This is a genomic window from Salinicoccus jeotgali (genome assembly GCF_039538805.1).
GTDB lineage: Bacteria > Bacillota > Bacilli > Staphylococcales > Salinicoccaceae > Salinicoccus > Salinicoccus jeotgali.
This window is the reverse complement of record NZ_BAABCK010000021.1, coordinates 41,439-56,606: the sequence shown is the minus strand read 5'-3', so window position 1 is coordinate 56,606 and position 15,168 is coordinate 41,439. Positions and strand designations below refer to the sequence as shown.

The 15,168-nt window shown below is 44.6% G+C and carries 27 protein-coding genes; 1 reads left to right on the top strand and 26 read right to left on the bottom strand.

Annotation, left to right across the window (positions count from 1 at the left end):
* Positions 1–43: 43 nt before the first annotated feature.
* The 20 genes from ABD734_RS05810 to ABD734_RS05715 form a co-directional block, all read right to left on the bottom strand.
* Complete coding sequence (locus ABD734_RS05810) at positions 44–322, bottom strand: hypothetical protein (RefSeq protein ID WP_344702324.1); 279 nt, start codon at positions 320–322, stop codon at positions 44–46.
* Entirely contained in the window at positions 322–1,257 is a 936-nt protein-coding gene (locus ABD734_RS05805) for a phage minor head protein (protein WP_344702322.1), read from the bottom strand. The genes ABD734_RS05810 and ABD734_RS05805 overlap by 1 nt, the downstream gene beginning before the upstream one ends.
* Positions 1,238–2,608, bottom strand: a complete 1,371-nt coding sequence (locus ABD734_RS05800; protein WP_344702320.1) for a phage portal protein — start codon at positions 2,606–2,608, stop codon at positions 1,238–1,240. Before ABD734_RS05800 ends, ABD734_RS05805 begins: the two co-directional genes overlap by 20 nt.
* 12 nt (positions 2,609–2,620) lie before the next feature.
* Positions 2,621–3,880, bottom strand: coding sequence for a PBSX family phage terminase large subunit (locus tag ABD734_RS05795; RefSeq protein ID WP_344702318.1), 1,260 nt, complete (start codon positions 3,878–3,880; stop codon positions 2,621–2,623).
* On the bottom strand, positions 3,877–4,302 hold the full coding sequence (locus tag ABD734_RS05790) for a terminase small subunit (protein WP_344702439.1): 426 nt from the start codon (positions 4,300–4,302) through the stop codon (positions 3,877–3,879). The genes ABD734_RS05795 and ABD734_RS05790 overlap by 4 nt, the downstream gene beginning before the upstream one ends.
* Positions 4,303–4,582: 280 nt before the next feature.
* On the bottom strand, positions 4,583–4,999 hold the full coding sequence (locus ABD734_RS05785) for a hypothetical protein (protein WP_344702317.1): 417 nt from the start codon (positions 4,997–4,999) through the stop codon (positions 4,583–4,585).
* 21 nt (positions 5,000–5,020) lie between these two features.
* The gene (locus ABD734_RS05780; protein WP_344702315.1) at positions 5,021–5,443 is read right to left on the bottom strand and encodes a RusA family crossover junction endodeoxyribonuclease; all 423 of its coding nucleotides are present in this window, start codon (positions 5,441–5,443) and stop codon (positions 5,021–5,023) included.
* Between the two features lie 41 nt (positions 5,444–5,484).
* The gene (locus ABD734_RS05775; RefSeq protein ID WP_344702313.1) at positions 5,485–5,784 is read right to left on the bottom strand and encodes a MazG-like family protein; all 300 of its coding nucleotides are present in this window, start codon (positions 5,782–5,784) and stop codon (positions 5,485–5,487) included.
* Positions 5,785–6,180 carry a hypothetical protein gene (locus ABD734_RS05770; protein WP_344702311.1) on the bottom strand — a complete coding sequence of 132 codons (396 nt, stop codon included), beginning with the start codon at positions 6,178–6,180 and terminating at the stop codon, positions 5,785–5,787.
* On the bottom strand, positions 6,177–6,428 hold the full coding sequence (locus ABD734_RS05765; protein WP_344702310.1) for a hypothetical protein: 252 nt from the start codon (positions 6,426–6,428) through the stop codon (positions 6,177–6,179). The genes ABD734_RS05770 and ABD734_RS05765 overlap by 4 nt, the downstream gene beginning before the upstream one ends.
* Positions 6,429–6,667: 239 nt before the next feature.
* Positions 6,668–6,979, bottom strand: coding sequence for a hypothetical protein (locus tag ABD734_RS05760; protein ID WP_344702309.1), 312 nt, complete (start codon positions 6,977–6,979; stop codon positions 6,668–6,670).
* A 12-nt stretch (positions 6,980–6,991) separates the two neighbouring features.
* Positions 6,992–7,264 (bottom strand): hypothetical protein, encoded by a 273-nt coding sequence (locus ABD734_RS05755; protein WP_344702308.1) that lies wholly within the window; start codon positions 7,262–7,264, stop codon positions 6,992–6,994.
* A gap of 3 nt (positions 7,265–7,267) precedes the next feature.
* Positions 7,268–7,429 carry a hypothetical protein gene (locus tag ABD734_RS05750; RefSeq protein ID WP_344702306.1) on the bottom strand — a complete coding sequence of 54 codons (162 nt, stop codon included), beginning with the start codon at positions 7,427–7,429 and terminating at the stop codon, positions 7,268–7,270.
* A 13-nt stretch (positions 7,430–7,442) separates the two neighbouring features.
* Positions 7,443–8,210 carry a ParB/RepB/Spo0J family partition protein gene (locus ABD734_RS05745; protein WP_344702304.1) on the bottom strand — a complete coding sequence of 256 codons (768 nt, stop codon included), beginning with the start codon at positions 8,208–8,210 and terminating at the stop codon, positions 7,443–7,445.
* Between the two features lie 163 nt (positions 8,211–8,373).
* Positions 8,374–8,754 carry a hypothetical protein gene (locus ABD734_RS05740; protein WP_344702302.1) on the bottom strand — a complete coding sequence of 127 codons (381 nt, stop codon included), beginning with the start codon at positions 8,752–8,754 and terminating at the stop codon, positions 8,374–8,376.
* On the bottom strand, positions 8,747–9,307 hold the full coding sequence (locus ABD734_RS05735; RefSeq protein ID WP_344702300.1) for a hypothetical protein: 561 nt from the start codon (positions 9,305–9,307) through the stop codon (positions 8,747–8,749). The genes ABD734_RS05740 and ABD734_RS05735 overlap by 8 nt, the downstream gene beginning before the upstream one ends.
* 17 nt (positions 9,308–9,324) lie before the next feature.
* A complete protein-coding gene (locus ABD734_RS05730; RefSeq protein WP_344702298.1) occupies positions 9,325–9,513 on the bottom strand; it encodes a hypothetical protein in 189 nt (62 codons plus the stop codon).
* On the bottom strand, positions 9,510–10,391 hold the full coding sequence (locus tag ABD734_RS05725; RefSeq protein WP_344702296.1) for an ATP-binding protein: 882 nt from the start codon (positions 10,389–10,391) through the stop codon (positions 9,510–9,512). Before ABD734_RS05725 ends, ABD734_RS05730 begins: the two co-directional genes overlap by 4 nt.
* A gap of 12 nt (positions 10,392–10,403) precedes the next feature.
* Positions 10,404–11,255 carry a hypothetical protein gene (locus ABD734_RS05720; RefSeq protein ID WP_344702294.1) on the bottom strand — a complete coding sequence of 284 codons (852 nt, stop codon included), beginning with the start codon at positions 11,253–11,255 and terminating at the stop codon, positions 10,404–10,406.
* 12 nt (positions 11,256–11,267) lie between these two features.
* The gene (locus ABD734_RS05715; RefSeq protein WP_344702292.1) at positions 11,268–11,684 is read right to left on the bottom strand and encodes a hypothetical protein; all 417 of its coding nucleotides are present in this window, start codon (positions 11,682–11,684) and stop codon (positions 11,268–11,270) included.
* Positions 11,685–11,817: 133 nt separating this feature from the next.
* Here ABD734_RS05715 and ABD734_RS05710 point away from each other — a divergent pair, with 133 nt between their 5' ends.
* Positions 11,818–11,973: a ribbon-helix-helix domain-containing protein gene (locus ABD734_RS05710; RefSeq protein WP_344702290.1), complete on the top strand. Its 156-nt coding sequence runs from the start codon at positions 11,818–11,820 to the stop codon at positions 11,971–11,973.
* 15 nt (positions 11,974–11,988) lie between these two features.
* Here the strand turns inward: ABD734_RS05710 and ssb are convergent, their stop codons facing one another.
* Genes ssb through ABD734_RS05680 form a run of 6 tightly spaced genes read right to left on the bottom strand, consistent with a single transcriptional unit; the run spans position 11,989 to position 15,167 of the window.
* Positions 11,989–12,510 carry a single-stranded DNA-binding protein gene (gene ssb, locus ABD734_RS05705; protein ID WP_344702288.1) on the bottom strand — a complete coding sequence of 174 codons (522 nt, stop codon included), beginning with the start codon at positions 12,508–12,510 and terminating at the stop codon, positions 11,989–11,991.
* A 27-nt stretch (positions 12,511–12,537) separates the two neighbouring features.
* Positions 12,538–13,362 (bottom strand): recombination protein RecT, encoded by an 825-nt coding sequence (gene recT, locus ABD734_RS05700; RefSeq protein WP_344702286.1) that lies wholly within the window; start codon positions 13,360–13,362, stop codon positions 12,538–12,540.
* A gap of 2 nt (positions 13,363–13,364) precedes the next feature.
* On the bottom strand, positions 13,365–13,763 hold the full coding sequence (locus ABD734_RS05695) for a hypothetical protein (RefSeq protein WP_344702284.1): 399 nt from the start codon (positions 13,761–13,763) through the stop codon (positions 13,365–13,367).
* Complete coding sequence (locus ABD734_RS05690) at positions 13,763–14,710, bottom strand: YqaJ viral recombinase family nuclease (RefSeq protein WP_344702282.1); 948 nt, start codon at positions 14,708–14,710, stop codon at positions 13,763–13,765. Before ABD734_RS05690 ends, ABD734_RS05695 begins: the two co-directional genes overlap by 1 nt.
* Positions 14,711–14,769: 59 nt before the next feature.
* Positions 14,770–14,952, bottom strand: coding sequence for a hypothetical protein (locus ABD734_RS05685; protein WP_344702280.1), 183 nt, complete (start codon positions 14,950–14,952; stop codon positions 14,770–14,772).
* 14 nt (positions 14,953–14,966) lie between these two features.
* Positions 14,967–15,167: a hypothetical protein gene (locus tag ABD734_RS05680; protein WP_344702278.1), complete on the bottom strand. Its 201-nt coding sequence runs from the start codon at positions 15,165–15,167 to the stop codon at positions 14,967–14,969.
* Between the last annotated feature and the right edge of the window lies 1 nt (position 15,168).

The following is a 15,168-nucleotide window of genomic DNA, read 5'->3' as shown; positions in this document are numbered from 1 at the left end:
ACATATACATTCGGTCTTATCTGTTTTAAATCGACTGAGATGTTCATTCGACCAGCTCATATGTCGCATGGAAGATGTCGGGTTTGCAAGGATAGAATCGTCTATTTTCCGTGGGACTCGGTTCTTTGATAATATAATCGCCTTCGCAAGCGGTCATAATACCTTCTCGCGTCCTTATTTTTAAAACAGGCTTGCCGTCTTCGTATGTTGCATTGAGGCTTATATAAGGGTCGTAATACATCCACATGAATACTCTATCTTTGTCTTTATCGGTGAACTTCATGGCCTCAACCTCCACTGGTTTCTTTCTGTACTTTGCCATCAGTCATCCACTCCTTTAGATTTAGCCCACTCTTCATACGTTTGATAAGGTATCAGGCTTGTACTACCATCATCATTCCTTGCCCGTCTGACAGAGGGTAACTGTCCATTGACCTTATATAACTTCTTACATCTGCAATTGATATTCTGCTTGGCACTGTCCACACCTACCAGATTCCCGGGAGACGGTCCAACGGATAAGCCGACTTTAAACATGCCGGTCTCATTTTCTGACTTGCCGTCCATCTTCTGGTGCGATGCTCGGGTTCTGCGGTCAAGCGTTGCATCCCAGTAGCCTTTGATACGAGCGCCGAAGGAACGCGCTTTATCTGCTGCATCATCTGCGGATTGCGTTTGTGCCCGATGACCTTCTGTACGTGCCACCATTCGAGCCTGTCGCATGCTCAGTCCGACATCCTGGTTGATGCGGTTTGCTATCTGGTTGTAGCTATTGCCTGCCAGGATGCCCTCTCCAATATGCCCCTGGAGCTTCTGAATGACCTGTTTACGATGTCTTTGAAACGTCGGTGCCAGCTTAATCAATTCGATCGGCTGCTCCAGTGCTTTCTTAATCTGCTCAGTCGATGGCACCGTAAAACTCATCTGAATACCACTAGAATACTCGAATAGATACATATGGCGCATATAGTTGTCCAAGTAAATCTTTGTCTGACTGAACACAATCAGGTTGACGATTTCGCTGTAGTCATCCTGCAGAAGCTCTTCAATGCGCTGCAGCTCCTTTTTGAATCGGTTGTACTTGTTGAATTCCGTCCAAGTAATATGCGGATCATCGTGTTGATACTTATCCAACATTTCAGCGAAAGACTGTTTGATGTGTTTCAGACGGGCAGCTAGTATCTTCTCAGCTTCGTGTTCAGCTTCGGCAATGAGTTTGTCGATATGCTTATCGATGTCATTCTGGTTCTGGACCATCGCCCTCACCGCCCATCACGATACCCTCCGTGTCCTTGCGTTCCTTCTCCTTTTCTACATCATCCACCCAAGGATGGTGCGTCAGGACTGTTTCCTCGGATAGATAAGACTGAGATGTCGATGCAATCTCTGACTGTTCTTTTTCATTGACCATACGGTTGTAGTTGAATGTGACATCCACTTCTTCAGCAAGGTTGCTGTCAATGCCTTCATACTCGAATATGAACCACAGGAGCTGTTTGATGGCCGGGATGGTCTTCCGTGCCAACTGTTTGGCTTTAAGATCTAGGCCGGTATATAAGAAACGTAGTGCAATACCTGAAGGACTGTTGCCGAGTTCGTTTCGGTTGAAATCCACGCCTCTGCCATAGTCATAAATATAGCCGCGCAGTTTATCCAGCCATTCATTAGAAGATGTCACGGGCACCTCTACGCGTATTGTTTCAACGCCGCCTTCACTGTCCACGTTGATGGCTTTGTAGTACTTCAGGTTCTTCATAAACTCCGATAAGTCTGTGCCTTCATAACCTTTAAGAATGTAGATAAGCTCAGTCGATTCATCAAACATGTTCTGTGTGTCAGAGGACCGTCGGTTCATTGCATCAATAAATGTCTTATAGCGCCATATATCGCTTGTGGAGTCACTGTTGTTCTTGAATGGTATAAACGGTACTCTGCCCCAACTCTCACCATCTAGATGCGTTGTTGGGTTGTCCTCGTTCATGCCATGATACCAGGCAAGCTCCAAGCCACTATCTACATAGAGATAGTAAGTCACATCATCAGCCGTCCAGTACTCGACCCGGTATTCATTCCTCACCGTGTAATGACGGATGACAGCATTAAGCACACGCTGCTTGCGGTCTTGCCAAATGGGGATAATCTGCTCAGCTGGAATCTCCAGCATCTTGAAGTCACCTTCTTCATCCACGTATGGATGCACCCACTCAACCCCTTTATTAGAAGCAGCAGTGAGAATGTCGTTTAGGTCATCATCAAAATCATAGTCAAGATGCTTCTCAATGGTTGCCATGACCGTTTCGTCTTTATGTTGATAGTTGGGGGACTCTCCTGCGATGTAGCCCACTTTCTGGTCTACCAGATTAGCATGGGGATTGTGGTCGAACCGCCAGTCCGGCTTTAAGGGATCAAAGTTCCCTTCATGGTCTGTGGGTTTTTGCTCATCTATGATATCCGGATGGTTATCGTAGTACCGTTGGCCCGTTCGATAGATTTCAATATTTGATGCGTTTTCTTTAATAAGACGAATAATCATTTCTTCTTGTGTTTCTTCAGATGGCTTGACACTGTCTGTCAGCACCTCACCATGCGGTTTTGTGAATGGATCCATGGGAAGCCCCCTTTATTTGAGTATTGATAATGATGATTGCTTCATATCGCGTTCCATTGCATAGCGTAACTGGTCGATTGTGTGGTTATCGACATCCTGGAGCCTCGGCAAAACATTGCCGTCTTTGTCTGTTTGATAATCTATATTTTCAAATTCATACGCTGTCTTTGGCGTCCGTTTAGGATCAATCACGATTGCATCCAAATCATCCAACCACTTTTCACCAAACTCAACAGAACCAGGACCTTTCTTCGAGCCTTTCACTCTTAATCCGTATGATTTTACTTCATCCACTGATTTTGGCTCTGCACCATCGGCAGTAATTGATTCATCATCATATCCTTTACTTTTAATTCTTTGAGCAGCTGCTCTGTTGCTTAACTTCACTTCATGTATTTCTGCAATGGCGTATATCGTTCTGCGCTTCTTATCGTAATGCCACCGTCCAAAGCTGAATGGATCTGAAGCATAGCCCCAGTCAATGCCTTGTCGAATATTGTCGAACATTGCAACCTCTTCATCGGTAATGGTCCTGAATTGCAGATTGTCGAATGGCACGACACCAGAGCCGATGGCTTCGCCTAAGTATTCATGTCTGTATTTACGTTCATTTCTTGCCTTGGTTGCCTCTGCTTCTTCAACAAACTGCTTAGAGATGAATGGGTTGTCCAGGTATGTTGAGTGATGCACGAATGTGTTATCTGCGATGAATGCTGATTCATACTTCTTATTCACCCAGGATTGCTTACGCTTTGGCGGGTTATACGAATAGAAAAATTTATAAAAAAGACCATCTTCCAGTTCTCCTCTTAACAGGGAGTTGGTGATGGTCGTGACTTCATCTTCAGTTAGGAATTCGGCCAGTTCTTCAATCCAAGCGATTGCAAATGGGAATTCAGCACTCTTCAAGGATTTGATGCGCTCCGGCTCTTTTGCCCCTCTGAAGACCATATAGTTTCCACGCGGCAGATATGTGACTCTCATGGGGGATTTATTGACCTTGAACAGATGACTCACTTTCTGTTCTGATATCGCCCACTTGATTTGTTCGAAGATGGAAAGCTCAATGGTGTTATCTATCTTACGGATGCCAACAGCGTTCACTGGATAGCGCATAAGCATCTGTACGATGATATGAGCGATGTCTGATGACTTGCCGGAGCCCCTGCCCCCCTTGCAGACGACGTTGAGGATGTTTGGATTCTTCGCTGTTTTCCACACCGGATGAAAAGCTGTAGGCAGTAGCTCTGATATCTTAATCGCAGTTGTCATTCCACATCATCCACAAACTGAACGGCGCCGGTGTGTTCGACTTCTTGCTTGTCCGTCCAGAGCTTGTAGCGCTTGCCTAATAGCTCAGCCGCCTTAGTACGTTGTGAAGTATCAGATCGTCGCTCATGGCGCTGCACTTCGCTTTCAAAATCACCTAGCGGAACAACCATCAACTCCTCATCCTCAACTTGCCCACGCATGACAGAGGTGAGATACTCCATGACCTCCTGCTGATCTGCAACGGCTTTGCTTTGCAATTCGGCCAAACGCTCGTCAATATAAGCTTTTATACTATCATTTTCTAACAACTTACTCGCATTCGTCTTTGCATAATTCTCGCTATATCCAGCATTGATCGCCGATTTGAAGACATTCGCATGTATAACATATTCATCAGCAAAGCGCTGCTGCTTCAGTGTCATTTTCCTTTTAGCCACTTCATATCTCACCTACTTTCTCTATTTATGTATTGTCTTGCTCAAAACCAGCGCTGATTGCCACCTGTATTTGTGGATTCTCTATATGGATCAGCACCAGTTTTCAGCAAACATTGAAAAAAGCCACCCACGTTTGTGAGCAGCTTTCTAACTATGGAGGTCTGTCGTTGAGCGGTGTGAGTGGGCCGTCCGCTCCTACCCACAGTTTACACTTTGCACATGCGACTCCCCAAATTAATTATTTTTGTTATTTTCGTTATTTTTGTTATTTGTCTGTAAGTATTTCTGCGCACTCTTCCAGTAGCTGCATTACCTTATTTGGCGACAAGTTAACTATTTTCGATATCTCCTTGATACTCGTGCCGTTTAAGCGATGATGCAGGACGATGGCTTGTGGTTCGTTTATAATCCAGTCCAGACGATTTTGAATGTACTGCACCTTCTCCTTGTAACGGTCAATCATCCGGTCTTGCTTGATACGCCTGTCCACTTCAAACAGTATCGGTTCACTTGCGCCGCCTACGGCTTTTGGCATTCCTGCTTCATCCCCGTATTGAGAGACGAGCCCGGAGCTCGATAATTCCTGGTGTGCGCGTAGCAGCTGGTCAATCGTGTTGATGTTTTTGTTGTACTCGTTTATCAGCACAAGCACCTCGTCTTTTGTCGGTTCAATCAGTCGCATAATTAAAACTCGCTCCCCGTTTTATAGTTTGTCTATCACTATGAGCACATGGTCAGTGTCCCCATATTGTTTCCTTACGTTAAGCTCTACAATTTGTGAATCATCCTTGTATACCGTTTCATTCAGTGCATCCAGTATGCCTTTGGCCAAGTTATCCAGGTCTGGCTTTTTCTGATACACCAGCGAACCGTCTTCTATGGCCTTTAACTTCTTTTTGGTGTAAGACTTAGGCGGAGTAAAAACGAATGTCAGATGAACGGTTATAGGACACTCAGCAATGGTCAGTCGCTGTCTATTCATGTAGCTCTTGGCTGTCAGTTTCACTAAACGCTTGTATGTTCTGCTTCGCCTAGAATTGACTGCCTTTGATTTACCCGAAGCAGCCTGATACACACGCGGTCTTGGCTGTGGTACTGGTTTGCCCTCTACTTTAAATTCAATCATTATCACGCTCCAGTATCTCTTTCACTTGCTGCAGTATGTCTTTAGAGGTCTGTTTCTTTGATGAATGTGCCATTAATCGTCTTACCTTTCCGTCCTTTAATCTCGTCGTATGCGTACTGCAAGCACTCCTCCAACGTCATACCGTGCTGTTGAGCCAATATAATCAGTGTGACCACCGTGTCGCCTATGCCGTCCTTTAGTGCTTCTGTGTTGCCTCTTGATAATGCAGCAGCCACTTCTCCGGCTTCCTCATAGAATTTAAGCGCTTGTCTGTCTGAGTTACCTTCGTGTAAGTTTTTGTCTTTGCTCCACTGTTCTACTTGCTGTATTAGTTGATTCATTTATTTAATCTCCTCCAGTACATGTATTTCGTTCGCTTGAATATCAGTTGCAGACTGACCGTAATTTGTCATGATGCATAGTTGCTTATGATCTAGGTAAAAGAATGATTCATACAATCCTTCTGGCGCTGAACCATTGACTGCAAATACAGCAAGCGTGTGAAAGCCATCAGTGAATGTGCCTCTATACTCCAGGAAGTCACTTTCATTCAGATGAATGCTCCTCGCTTTTCTGTCCGCCTTACCGATTAGTGTGATTCGATCACCTGGCATAATGACTTTATCTGCAATATGCAGGAAGTCTTCTCTGATGTCGTCCTGGCCTAATCTAATGAAATTGGCATTTACGGTCATGAAGAAGTCTTTACTTCCGAAATCGCTGACGGCTGCTTTCATTCCAATTCCTCGCTTTCGTACTGCCAAATAATATCCATGATTTGATTCCTTAACAGATGTGGTCTATCGACGTACTTTAAATTCTTAGGTTCTAATTCGACGATTTCATCAAACGCCTTAGCTTTGCGAAGAGCCGTCTTCAAATCGTTGTACTCGTCACGCTCGTCTCGGATAGGGTTTCTTCGCTCGAAACGCTCTTCGTAATACTTAACCGCCTTTTCCAAGTAAGGATATTCATGCTCACTCATTCCTTCTCCTCCTCCATCATTTTTCAAGCTCATTGATTTTCTTATAAAAAGCGAAAGATGTTATGAACAGAAATGCATTCAGCCCAACCGATACGACAAGCAGTCCAATAGTTGTTGCTAATAAAATAGTCATCATTTCCTCAACCTCCCAATCCAATTTACAGCTAAATCGATAATCACCATCAACGTTGCAATAATCAGCAGTATGAATGCTGTGTAGCCGAGCAATACGAGTCCTGTCATCTAACCCTCTCCCTTCTCTTACCGCCATCCCAATTGGCATCCGATCGAGCAGCCGCTTTAGTGTAGCTGCATTTTAGGCGTTTATTTTCCTCGCCCAACTTATTGACCAACGCTGTCAGCTCTCGTTTTTCTCTCTGGAGCTGTGCCACTTGCTTGCCTGCTTTTATAGCCAAATGCGTTTTCTCGATAAGTAGTTCATGGTATTTCTTGCGCCACTTATTTTTTAGTAGGTTTTCCCGTCGTATCGTTGTTGCTTGTGCATCGAGCCGTTCTCCACATGTACCATTGCAGTGATGATTGTAATGCATTAAATCAGCTCCTTATATATAGTCAAATAGCGTAGCCTGTCGCGCGTTTTCTTCATTTTGGACACTTAGGTCGGGCAAACTGCTTTCAACGCCCTGTGGCGTCTTCTCGCTGAAGCTGTGCTGTTTTATAAAGCTTCGATACTCTACATACGTTAATTCCATATCCTCCGTCAGGACTGTTTGGTACATATGCTTAATGACTGCGACATGATCTGCCTTAGGAATGGCTGTGGCAAACCTTTCGCCGTCCTGGTACAAATGACGGAGGTTGAGGAAGTAGCTCATACGTTACAGCCTCCTTAACTTCATTAATTCTTTATGCATTTCAAGGTTTTCATCACTCAGTTCTCGCGCCCATTCTTTCCACGCTTTAGCCGCTTGTATCTGTGCGATCAATGTACCAACCAAGCCGCCTATAATTGCCATTAAAATCATGATGGTTGCACTCATGTCATCACTCCCCTTAGATATACACTTTATATTGATTCTTACCGTACTCTTTCATTTTGACCTGGTCCGCACGCTTTAAGTCCGTGTTGTAGACCTTGACAATCGTCTCAATGATCTTTGGCACAGTGTTCAGCAACTTTAATTCATCTTCTGTTACGTTGACCGCAGTAACCAGCCGCTTTGTATCGACACCTGCGTCATACAAACGCTTCAAAGCCGAGATTATCTTGCCGGTCGGCGCTTCCATCCTCATACGCAGCACCACCTCATCAGTAAAGCTATACGCATCTGTTTCGTGAGTAACTACGAACACGCCATGCTGGATAATCTTTGCAGATGACTTGATTCTTGAATCTGCGCTTTTACCGAGAATGCGCATCGCTTGGACCACTGGCATACCACTGTACTCTTTAAACTCGTTCAGTTTGGCATAGTGTTCATTGCCGCGTTTGATGTGATACTCGATATGCTGTGGCGTCGTCCACTTGCTGACGTCGGTATTCGCACGTTGTATGGCATTCTCTTTCATGTCTCTCTGAATGATGAAGGTAACGGGCTCGTCCAGCTCTTTATGTGCCATCAACCGGTGCTGACCATCCATTACTTCCATATGTTCGTTGACGATGATTGGCGGCATCTCATATCCGTCTTTGATATTCTTGACCAGCGCCTTTACATGGTTCGCTGAAATCCCTCTATTCTCTTCCATGAAGCTGAAGTCGTCGTACTGATCGGTTTCGTATACGCTGTAGGCAACTTTATACTTGTCTGTTACAGTCATTATCTCCACTCCTTAAACATTGAATGAAAGCAATCCATCCAGTAATCAGATAGCCGCAACGGCTTATGCTCCACTGGTCGATGGATATAACTTTTAACCGCGTCCGGTTCTTGCTGGTCGTTGGTTGGTATTGGAGCATGTCTGTTGTGTGCTTTCTTTTGAATCATTCGCTCATCTCCTCCAGCTTGACTAACTTAGTCCCACGGTATTTTACTTCTATGTTATGACGCTCCTTTTTGCTCACATAAGTTTTAATCGTTTCTTTTGAAAGGAAAAGCGCTTCAGAAAGCTCTTCAATCGTCCCTGTCGATTCAAGGGCGCCGTCCCGGATTAGATCATACACAGGTTCATACTTACCGTATTCGACCACCTTTTCTGCACCCTTTATTAAACCTTTTTTAGTCCGATATGCAATTTGATAGATGCCCATCTCGGACTTCCCCATTCTTTTCGCTATCGTTTCCACAGTGCCTTCTGCCATAATGTTGCCGTGTCGTAGATACCGATATACCTTCTTCTTTCTACGCTTCGCTCCACTAGCCAAGATCCATCACCCTCCTAGGTTCGACTTCATCCACGGTCATCCCCATTGCAGTAATACGCTCAACCATCGGAGCCGGGTATGTCATTGGGAACTCTTTGTTTAGTTTGCGCATTGTCTTAATTCTGCCGATCACTTCCAGCACTTCTTCATCCGTCATATCCTCTTTAGGCTTCTCCACTTTTTCTGTCGCTGCTCTTTCTTCGTTCCACCCTTTACGAATCCTGTTGTAGAGGAGTGCATAGGAGATCCCGTTGCGCTCTGCTTTCTGGATTAAGTCCGCGTCCAAGCTCTTTTGATTCAGAATGGGGGTTGTCGCTGCTTTTTCCAGCGTCCATCCCGCTTTCAATCGTGCACCGAAAGTGTTGTCTGATACCCCATTCTCAGCAGCCATCTGGGCATAGCGCACCTTTTCCATTGACCGACGGCCGCTGAGTGGTCTTGTTTTGGCTTCCTCTACCGTCCAACCGTTCCTGACGCGCCTGGTAAATGTTTCATAGTTGATACCATTACGCTCTGCTTCTGCTACATCCTCACTTCTGTACGTCCTTTTCACTGTTCTTTTCTCCTTTCTCACACTTCTTGTATGCCATTTCGCGTTAATGCCTCTGCGACCTTCTGCCGAGCGATTTGTTGGCCAGCTCGGAGCAGTAAGTCAATGTAATGGTCGTTGAACATGCCAATGCTTTGTATGTCTCGCTTGGTGATCTCGTCGCCATCCAGCAGCTTGTAGACAATTGATTTCTCTGTAGTTGCAATCATCGGTTATCTCCTTTCAGTCTGTAGTCTTCAAAGTCCATTCGGATCGTGTAAGCATCCTGATTCATTCGAGAGTGAATACGCTCCAGTTCAATCGTTCTAACGAATTCCTCGTCTGATAAGTTGGTTGTAAATACATTGAATTTTCCTTTGCGGATTTCCATCAGCTTGTAAAATTCATCCACCTTCCATGGCTTGTCAAAACTGGTGCCGATGTCATCCAGTACGAATAAGTCAGCTTCTTCTCGATACTTCCTTAATTGCACTTTTGCAGCTGAATCATCGAACCCGTCTTTGACGCGCTCCAGGTATTCGCTCGAACTGATGAAGAAGCATTTGAACCCTTCTTTATGCAGCTGATGGTATATCGCATTGGCCAGCATCGTTTTTCCTGTGCCAGGTGCGCCTTTCATGATGAGGTTGGTCAGTATGTCTTCAGCGTCCTCTTCCACGGCTGTACCGTACTCCTGGTTGAATTCTTCGAGTGTCAGATCTGATCGTTCATAGCGTTCATACAGACGCTTCTGTTTGAAATTCTCCGCAAACTTGTCTGCATACCGTTTGGCAATTATCAGCGCACGCTCCATCTTTTTATTGTCGAAGGTTTTGAATTTATCGAAGGATGCGCGCTTATGAGAATACGGGAACATGGACGCGCGCCAGTATTCCTTCTGTTTCCGTATCTCTATTTTCTTTCTGTCACTTTGCACTTTATCGCAGTGGCAGCCGATTTCTTTTTTGTTGCCATCATCGAATGTCACCAGTTGCACCCTTCGGTTGCATCCGTCACATCTATGACTGAACGTTCGTTCAACTGGCTTCCGGGTTGGAACAGCCACCTTGCTCTCGACATCGCGATATAATTTACTCAGCTCTTCCATGCTGTGCCTCCTTTAAAATGGCGTGTAGCCCGTCTTCTCATCTTCTTCGAGTCTTGCGTTCATTTCTGCGATTTGCCTTTCTTGACGACTGGTGTCCCGAGAGGGAGAGTTAGCTTTGTAAGTCGACACCATGTTCTTCGCTTCTTGCTGATACCCTTCGATATCCAGATAGCTTTCTGCGTTTAAGAAGGTTGTCGGATATTTTTGAAACTGCTTATCTGTGACAGTTCTGAGATATGCTTCCGTTCCTTTCTTGATCGCTTCGTAGCCATGTTTCTTGTGGCAGCGTTTAAAGATTGATTTGACTTTCTTCTTGTCGAGCTTCTTATCGTAAAGATTCCACCATTTCTCGAAGTCGGATTCGATAGCATCCGGAGGATGCGGAGATTCGCTGTAGTCAACTGTGTAGTCAACTGTTTTGTAATCATCTGTTATTGAAGAAAATGAAGTTTCTTCATAATCGGAAAATGAAGTTTCTTGATAATCCGATTGTGAAGTTTCTTTATTATCAAGTTTCTTCATAATCGAGTTTGTTATCTCTTGGATATTCGCCCTGTAATGATTTGTCGGCGCGTTATTAGCTTTTTTTATCTTTGTCGAGATGAAACCTAATTGCTCCAATTTCGTCGCTGCTCGCTTCACCTGGTACTGAGTCAACATAATTTCGTCTGTCCAGTCTTTATAGCTTTTGTAGAAAAAGCCATCTTTTCTTTTCGTCCGATCACTCCAATAAACTATTTGATTTAATAAGAGTGCTGCGTTAATATCTTCAGTTAAAATCAAATACACTTTTGGGAAGCTGATGATGTTGTTCTGGCCAGAAAGCGAAGATATTATTGTCTTAATTTTTTTGTCGTTATTCACTGTTTCCACCTCTCATGCAGTTTCGAATTCGCGCTCGTATAAGTCCTCGAATAATTCTTCTAATACCTCTAGTGCCGCACCTTCTTTATGATTTTTAACAGTCACTCCGTTGTATCTAATGCAATCCACACCGTTAGAGTTAATAATGTAGTCTGCGATATTCTGATTCTTTGGATCTTGCATCAATCGACTCTCGTCTATTTCCACTGCAACTGAGGCTTTTCTGTACAACAATCGATTCGGTTCGCTTTTGTACTGATTCAATGTCACCATAAAGTCTGCGAAATACATTTTATCTTCGTGATAAAACTCGTACTGTTCGTATACATCCAATCCAACTTGATTTTCTGCCGCCACTCTTGCATGTTCGAAGAGCCTAAATAATTCTGTCTTAAACTGATTTTGAAGATCTGTTTTACATCTGTTCACCAGATCACTCCATTCATATATATTATATAAGTTATATAACTTATATGCTTAATATACTGCTTCCACCATCTCTTGTCAATATGGGTTATATAACTTATAATGGTTATCAATATAACTTTAGGAGGTTATTGTCATGGCGGTTGATAAAGAGAAGAACAGGCAGGTGCTCGTCACTTTCACTAATGAACAATTGAAACGAATTGAAGATTATCAATTTGAAAACCGCATCCCCAGCCGCACTGAAGCGATTAGAGATCTGGTTGATAAAGGATTAGAGAGTGCCAAGTAGGCACTCTTTTTTTGTTTAGAACGGCAGATCATCATCACTGATATCCACCGGGCCATCACCCTGGAAGGGATTATCTTCTACCTGTTGTTTATTTTGACTGCCATAAGCGTTGGTGTAGCTATTCGAATTGTTCCGCCCCCTGCTCTCGCCACCGTAGCTGCTACCTGAGGCGCTTCTTTGGTCTTGGGGAGTCGATGGGCCACCGGAGCCATTGGATCCCTTAGGCTCCAGGAATTGCACGCTGTCAGCGACCACTTCAGTCACATAGACTCGTTGCCCCTCTTTATTCTCATAACCGCGGGACTGAAGTCGGCCATCTACACCAGCCAGGCTCCCCTTCTTTAGATACTGATTCACGTTCTCAGCTTGCTTGCGGAAAGTAACAATGTTTATAAAGTCTGCACCCCGTTCGCCATTGGCGTCGGTAAATGGACGATTGACTGCCAAGGTGAAGTTGACCACGGATATATTGGATTGACTGACTTTGAGTTCAGGATCTTTAGTAAGGCGACCCACAAGTACTGTTCTATTAATCATGATTTATCCTCCTAATTAGAGAGGGAGTTATTCCCCCTCGTTTTCTCCATCTGCAGGTGTGTCCCCTACCATCTCAGGAATGTCTACATATGCTTCATCATCTGGCGTAATATCTTTGATATTCCTTCCAGTGCCTTCGTCATGTTCAACAGCATTCTGCATTTCTACTGATACCGGAAGATACTTCCACATGTGACGGATCACAGTCTTTTTCGCCATTTCCTCATAATCCGTCGCCCAAGGACTGTACTTACTGTTGCCTGCTTTACTACGCGCCCTGCGTTTCTCAATTTCTGATTTCGGCATGTATTCGAATTGATAGCCGCCGTCTTTGAAGTGTGCTACTGCATAAGCCCCTTTAAACTGTCCACGATTATCTTCTGCCGGCTTGTGCTTCAAGTCGCTATGCAAGCCAAGCTCATACTCAAAGTCATCATTCTCATACACTGCATGGGCGTAGATACTTTGGATGTGACCAGAACGCCTGGCCAAGTCAATCATGCCGCGATAGCCAATGATGAACGTGACATCCGTTGTCCCTTTCTTATTGTTCTTAAATGGTAAGAAGTAGCAGTGCCCCATTGGACCCGGCTCCAGGCCAAGTTGTGCAGACTGCATAACGGCGCCCAGGAGACTTGTCACATCCGCCTCTTTCAGTTGTGGTGTAGTCCTGATGACTGTCGTTGCCATTCTTGTCATACGTTCAACGCTCATATGCTTCGGCAGCGCTTGTGCCATTGCAGGTGCCATCTGATCGATATAGTCGTTTATGGTCATTGGCTTCTTGCCGTTTGCCACCTCGTTATTCTGTTTAGTTGCTACTTGATTTTTGAGTGTTTCGTTTGTCGCCATGATTATTTCTCCTCCTTGATTTTGCTGGAATCAGCGATTAATTGAATATCTTCTTTGCTTACGCGTCTGATACAATTCATTCTCGTAGCGACTAGATAGACATCAATGTGCTTTGAATCAATCTGATGAATACCTTCTCCCGCTATACCGAACCCGGTATCAACTCCTTCTTCATAAGAGAGTGTGTAGTCCGTTTTTACGTTATTCCTGAATCCGCATATAACACCCTTTTCTTTCGCTGTTACTTTCTCGAGTTTTTTTATTTCAACCATTGAATCATCATCATTGTGTTTTTCGCACCATTCATAGAAATCTTTTTGGCCTTCAAATACAGGCACTCCTCTTTTCGGTTTTGTCCAACGTTTGGATATCTCAACATAATCTCCGATCTCAAACTTCATCACTCTTCCTCCTTGATTTCTTTGATAGCGAGCTTGCGGAACGTCGTTTCTTTGTGGAATGCATCGAGTGTGTCCTTACCGTACTTCTCTTCAAGCGCCTTCTTATCAATCGTGCGCCTGGTTTGCGGCTTCCAGGACACCAAGAAGTTTGATGTCTTACCTGCTACGTTATGGCCAAGCTGGTCCTTCAGTTGGTTCTCGTACTTCGACTGGAGCTCCTTCGTCTCTTTGATGTCCCGTTTACATGCTTCGATGGCCTTCAAGAGTGTGTCAGCATCGTCACTGAGCGCCACTTCTTCGTCGTCGATGTCTTGATACATATGATTGATGAAGGCGCTCGTTGCATCGCTTCCATCGATTTCAGGGATGACGCCAGCTTGCACATGGTTCTCCCAGAAGTCCTTTTCGGCTTCGATGATGATGTCAATCAGTTCTTCATCACGGTCAATCTCTTTCCAGATATAGGTGTTACCCCCACATAGAACGGCGATGTAGGCTTTTTCATAGCCTGTCACGGCCATATAATGTTGCACCTGGCAAAGGTACTGTGCCGGGATGTCATCACCCTCCCACTGGTCCTTGTTGTACTGTGAAGTAGTCTTGCATTCGAGCAGTGCTTTCTCCCCCACTACCACACGATCCATATTGGCGAGCATGAAGTCGTGCTCTGGATGCCTCAGCATCCTGTTGTCTCTTCTCACGCGCTTGCCTGTGCGGTTCTCAAACTCTTTGGCTACGATGTCTTCAAGCACATGACCCCAATAGATATATTCGTTGTCGATGCCCTGCCTGAGCTCCGGGTTCGTCTTCTCGAAGAACAACTGCGTCTTGGACTTCCATTTATTCACGCCAAGGATTGTGCCCGCGTCGCTGCCGCCAATGCCTGTCTGACGGTGTTGCAGCCATTCTTCGTGGGTCAATTGCTTAATATTGATTGGTTGTACCATGATAGACCTCCTGTGATATAATTAAGTTGGTATAATTTCCTTACTCGTCCTGATTGCAGTCAGGGCGTTTTTACTTTATAAAGAACAATTGCTAGGAACCTTGTTCTTTTCCGGTCGTGCAGTATCGGCGAAAACTCAATGTCTACCACTTCGATATTCGTAGTGTTCACGAGCGACTGAACATCCCTCTCAAAGACTTTCTTGCTATCATGCTGGATAACTTTCACTTTGATTTGATCCATTCCATCACCTCCCTTCAGTAATCTTCGAGCTTCAAATCCACAAGCTCAGTTGTTTCATAATTAGCTTTAGTGACGGCATCCTTGATCTGCTGCTGGATGTAATCCTCGTTGCGTACATCGTTGAAATCTTCGACATAAGCAACATCGACAGTGGCGTTTACAGTGACTTCGATGGATTTCACTTTGACGACTGGTAGTGTTGGATCTGCATGCATG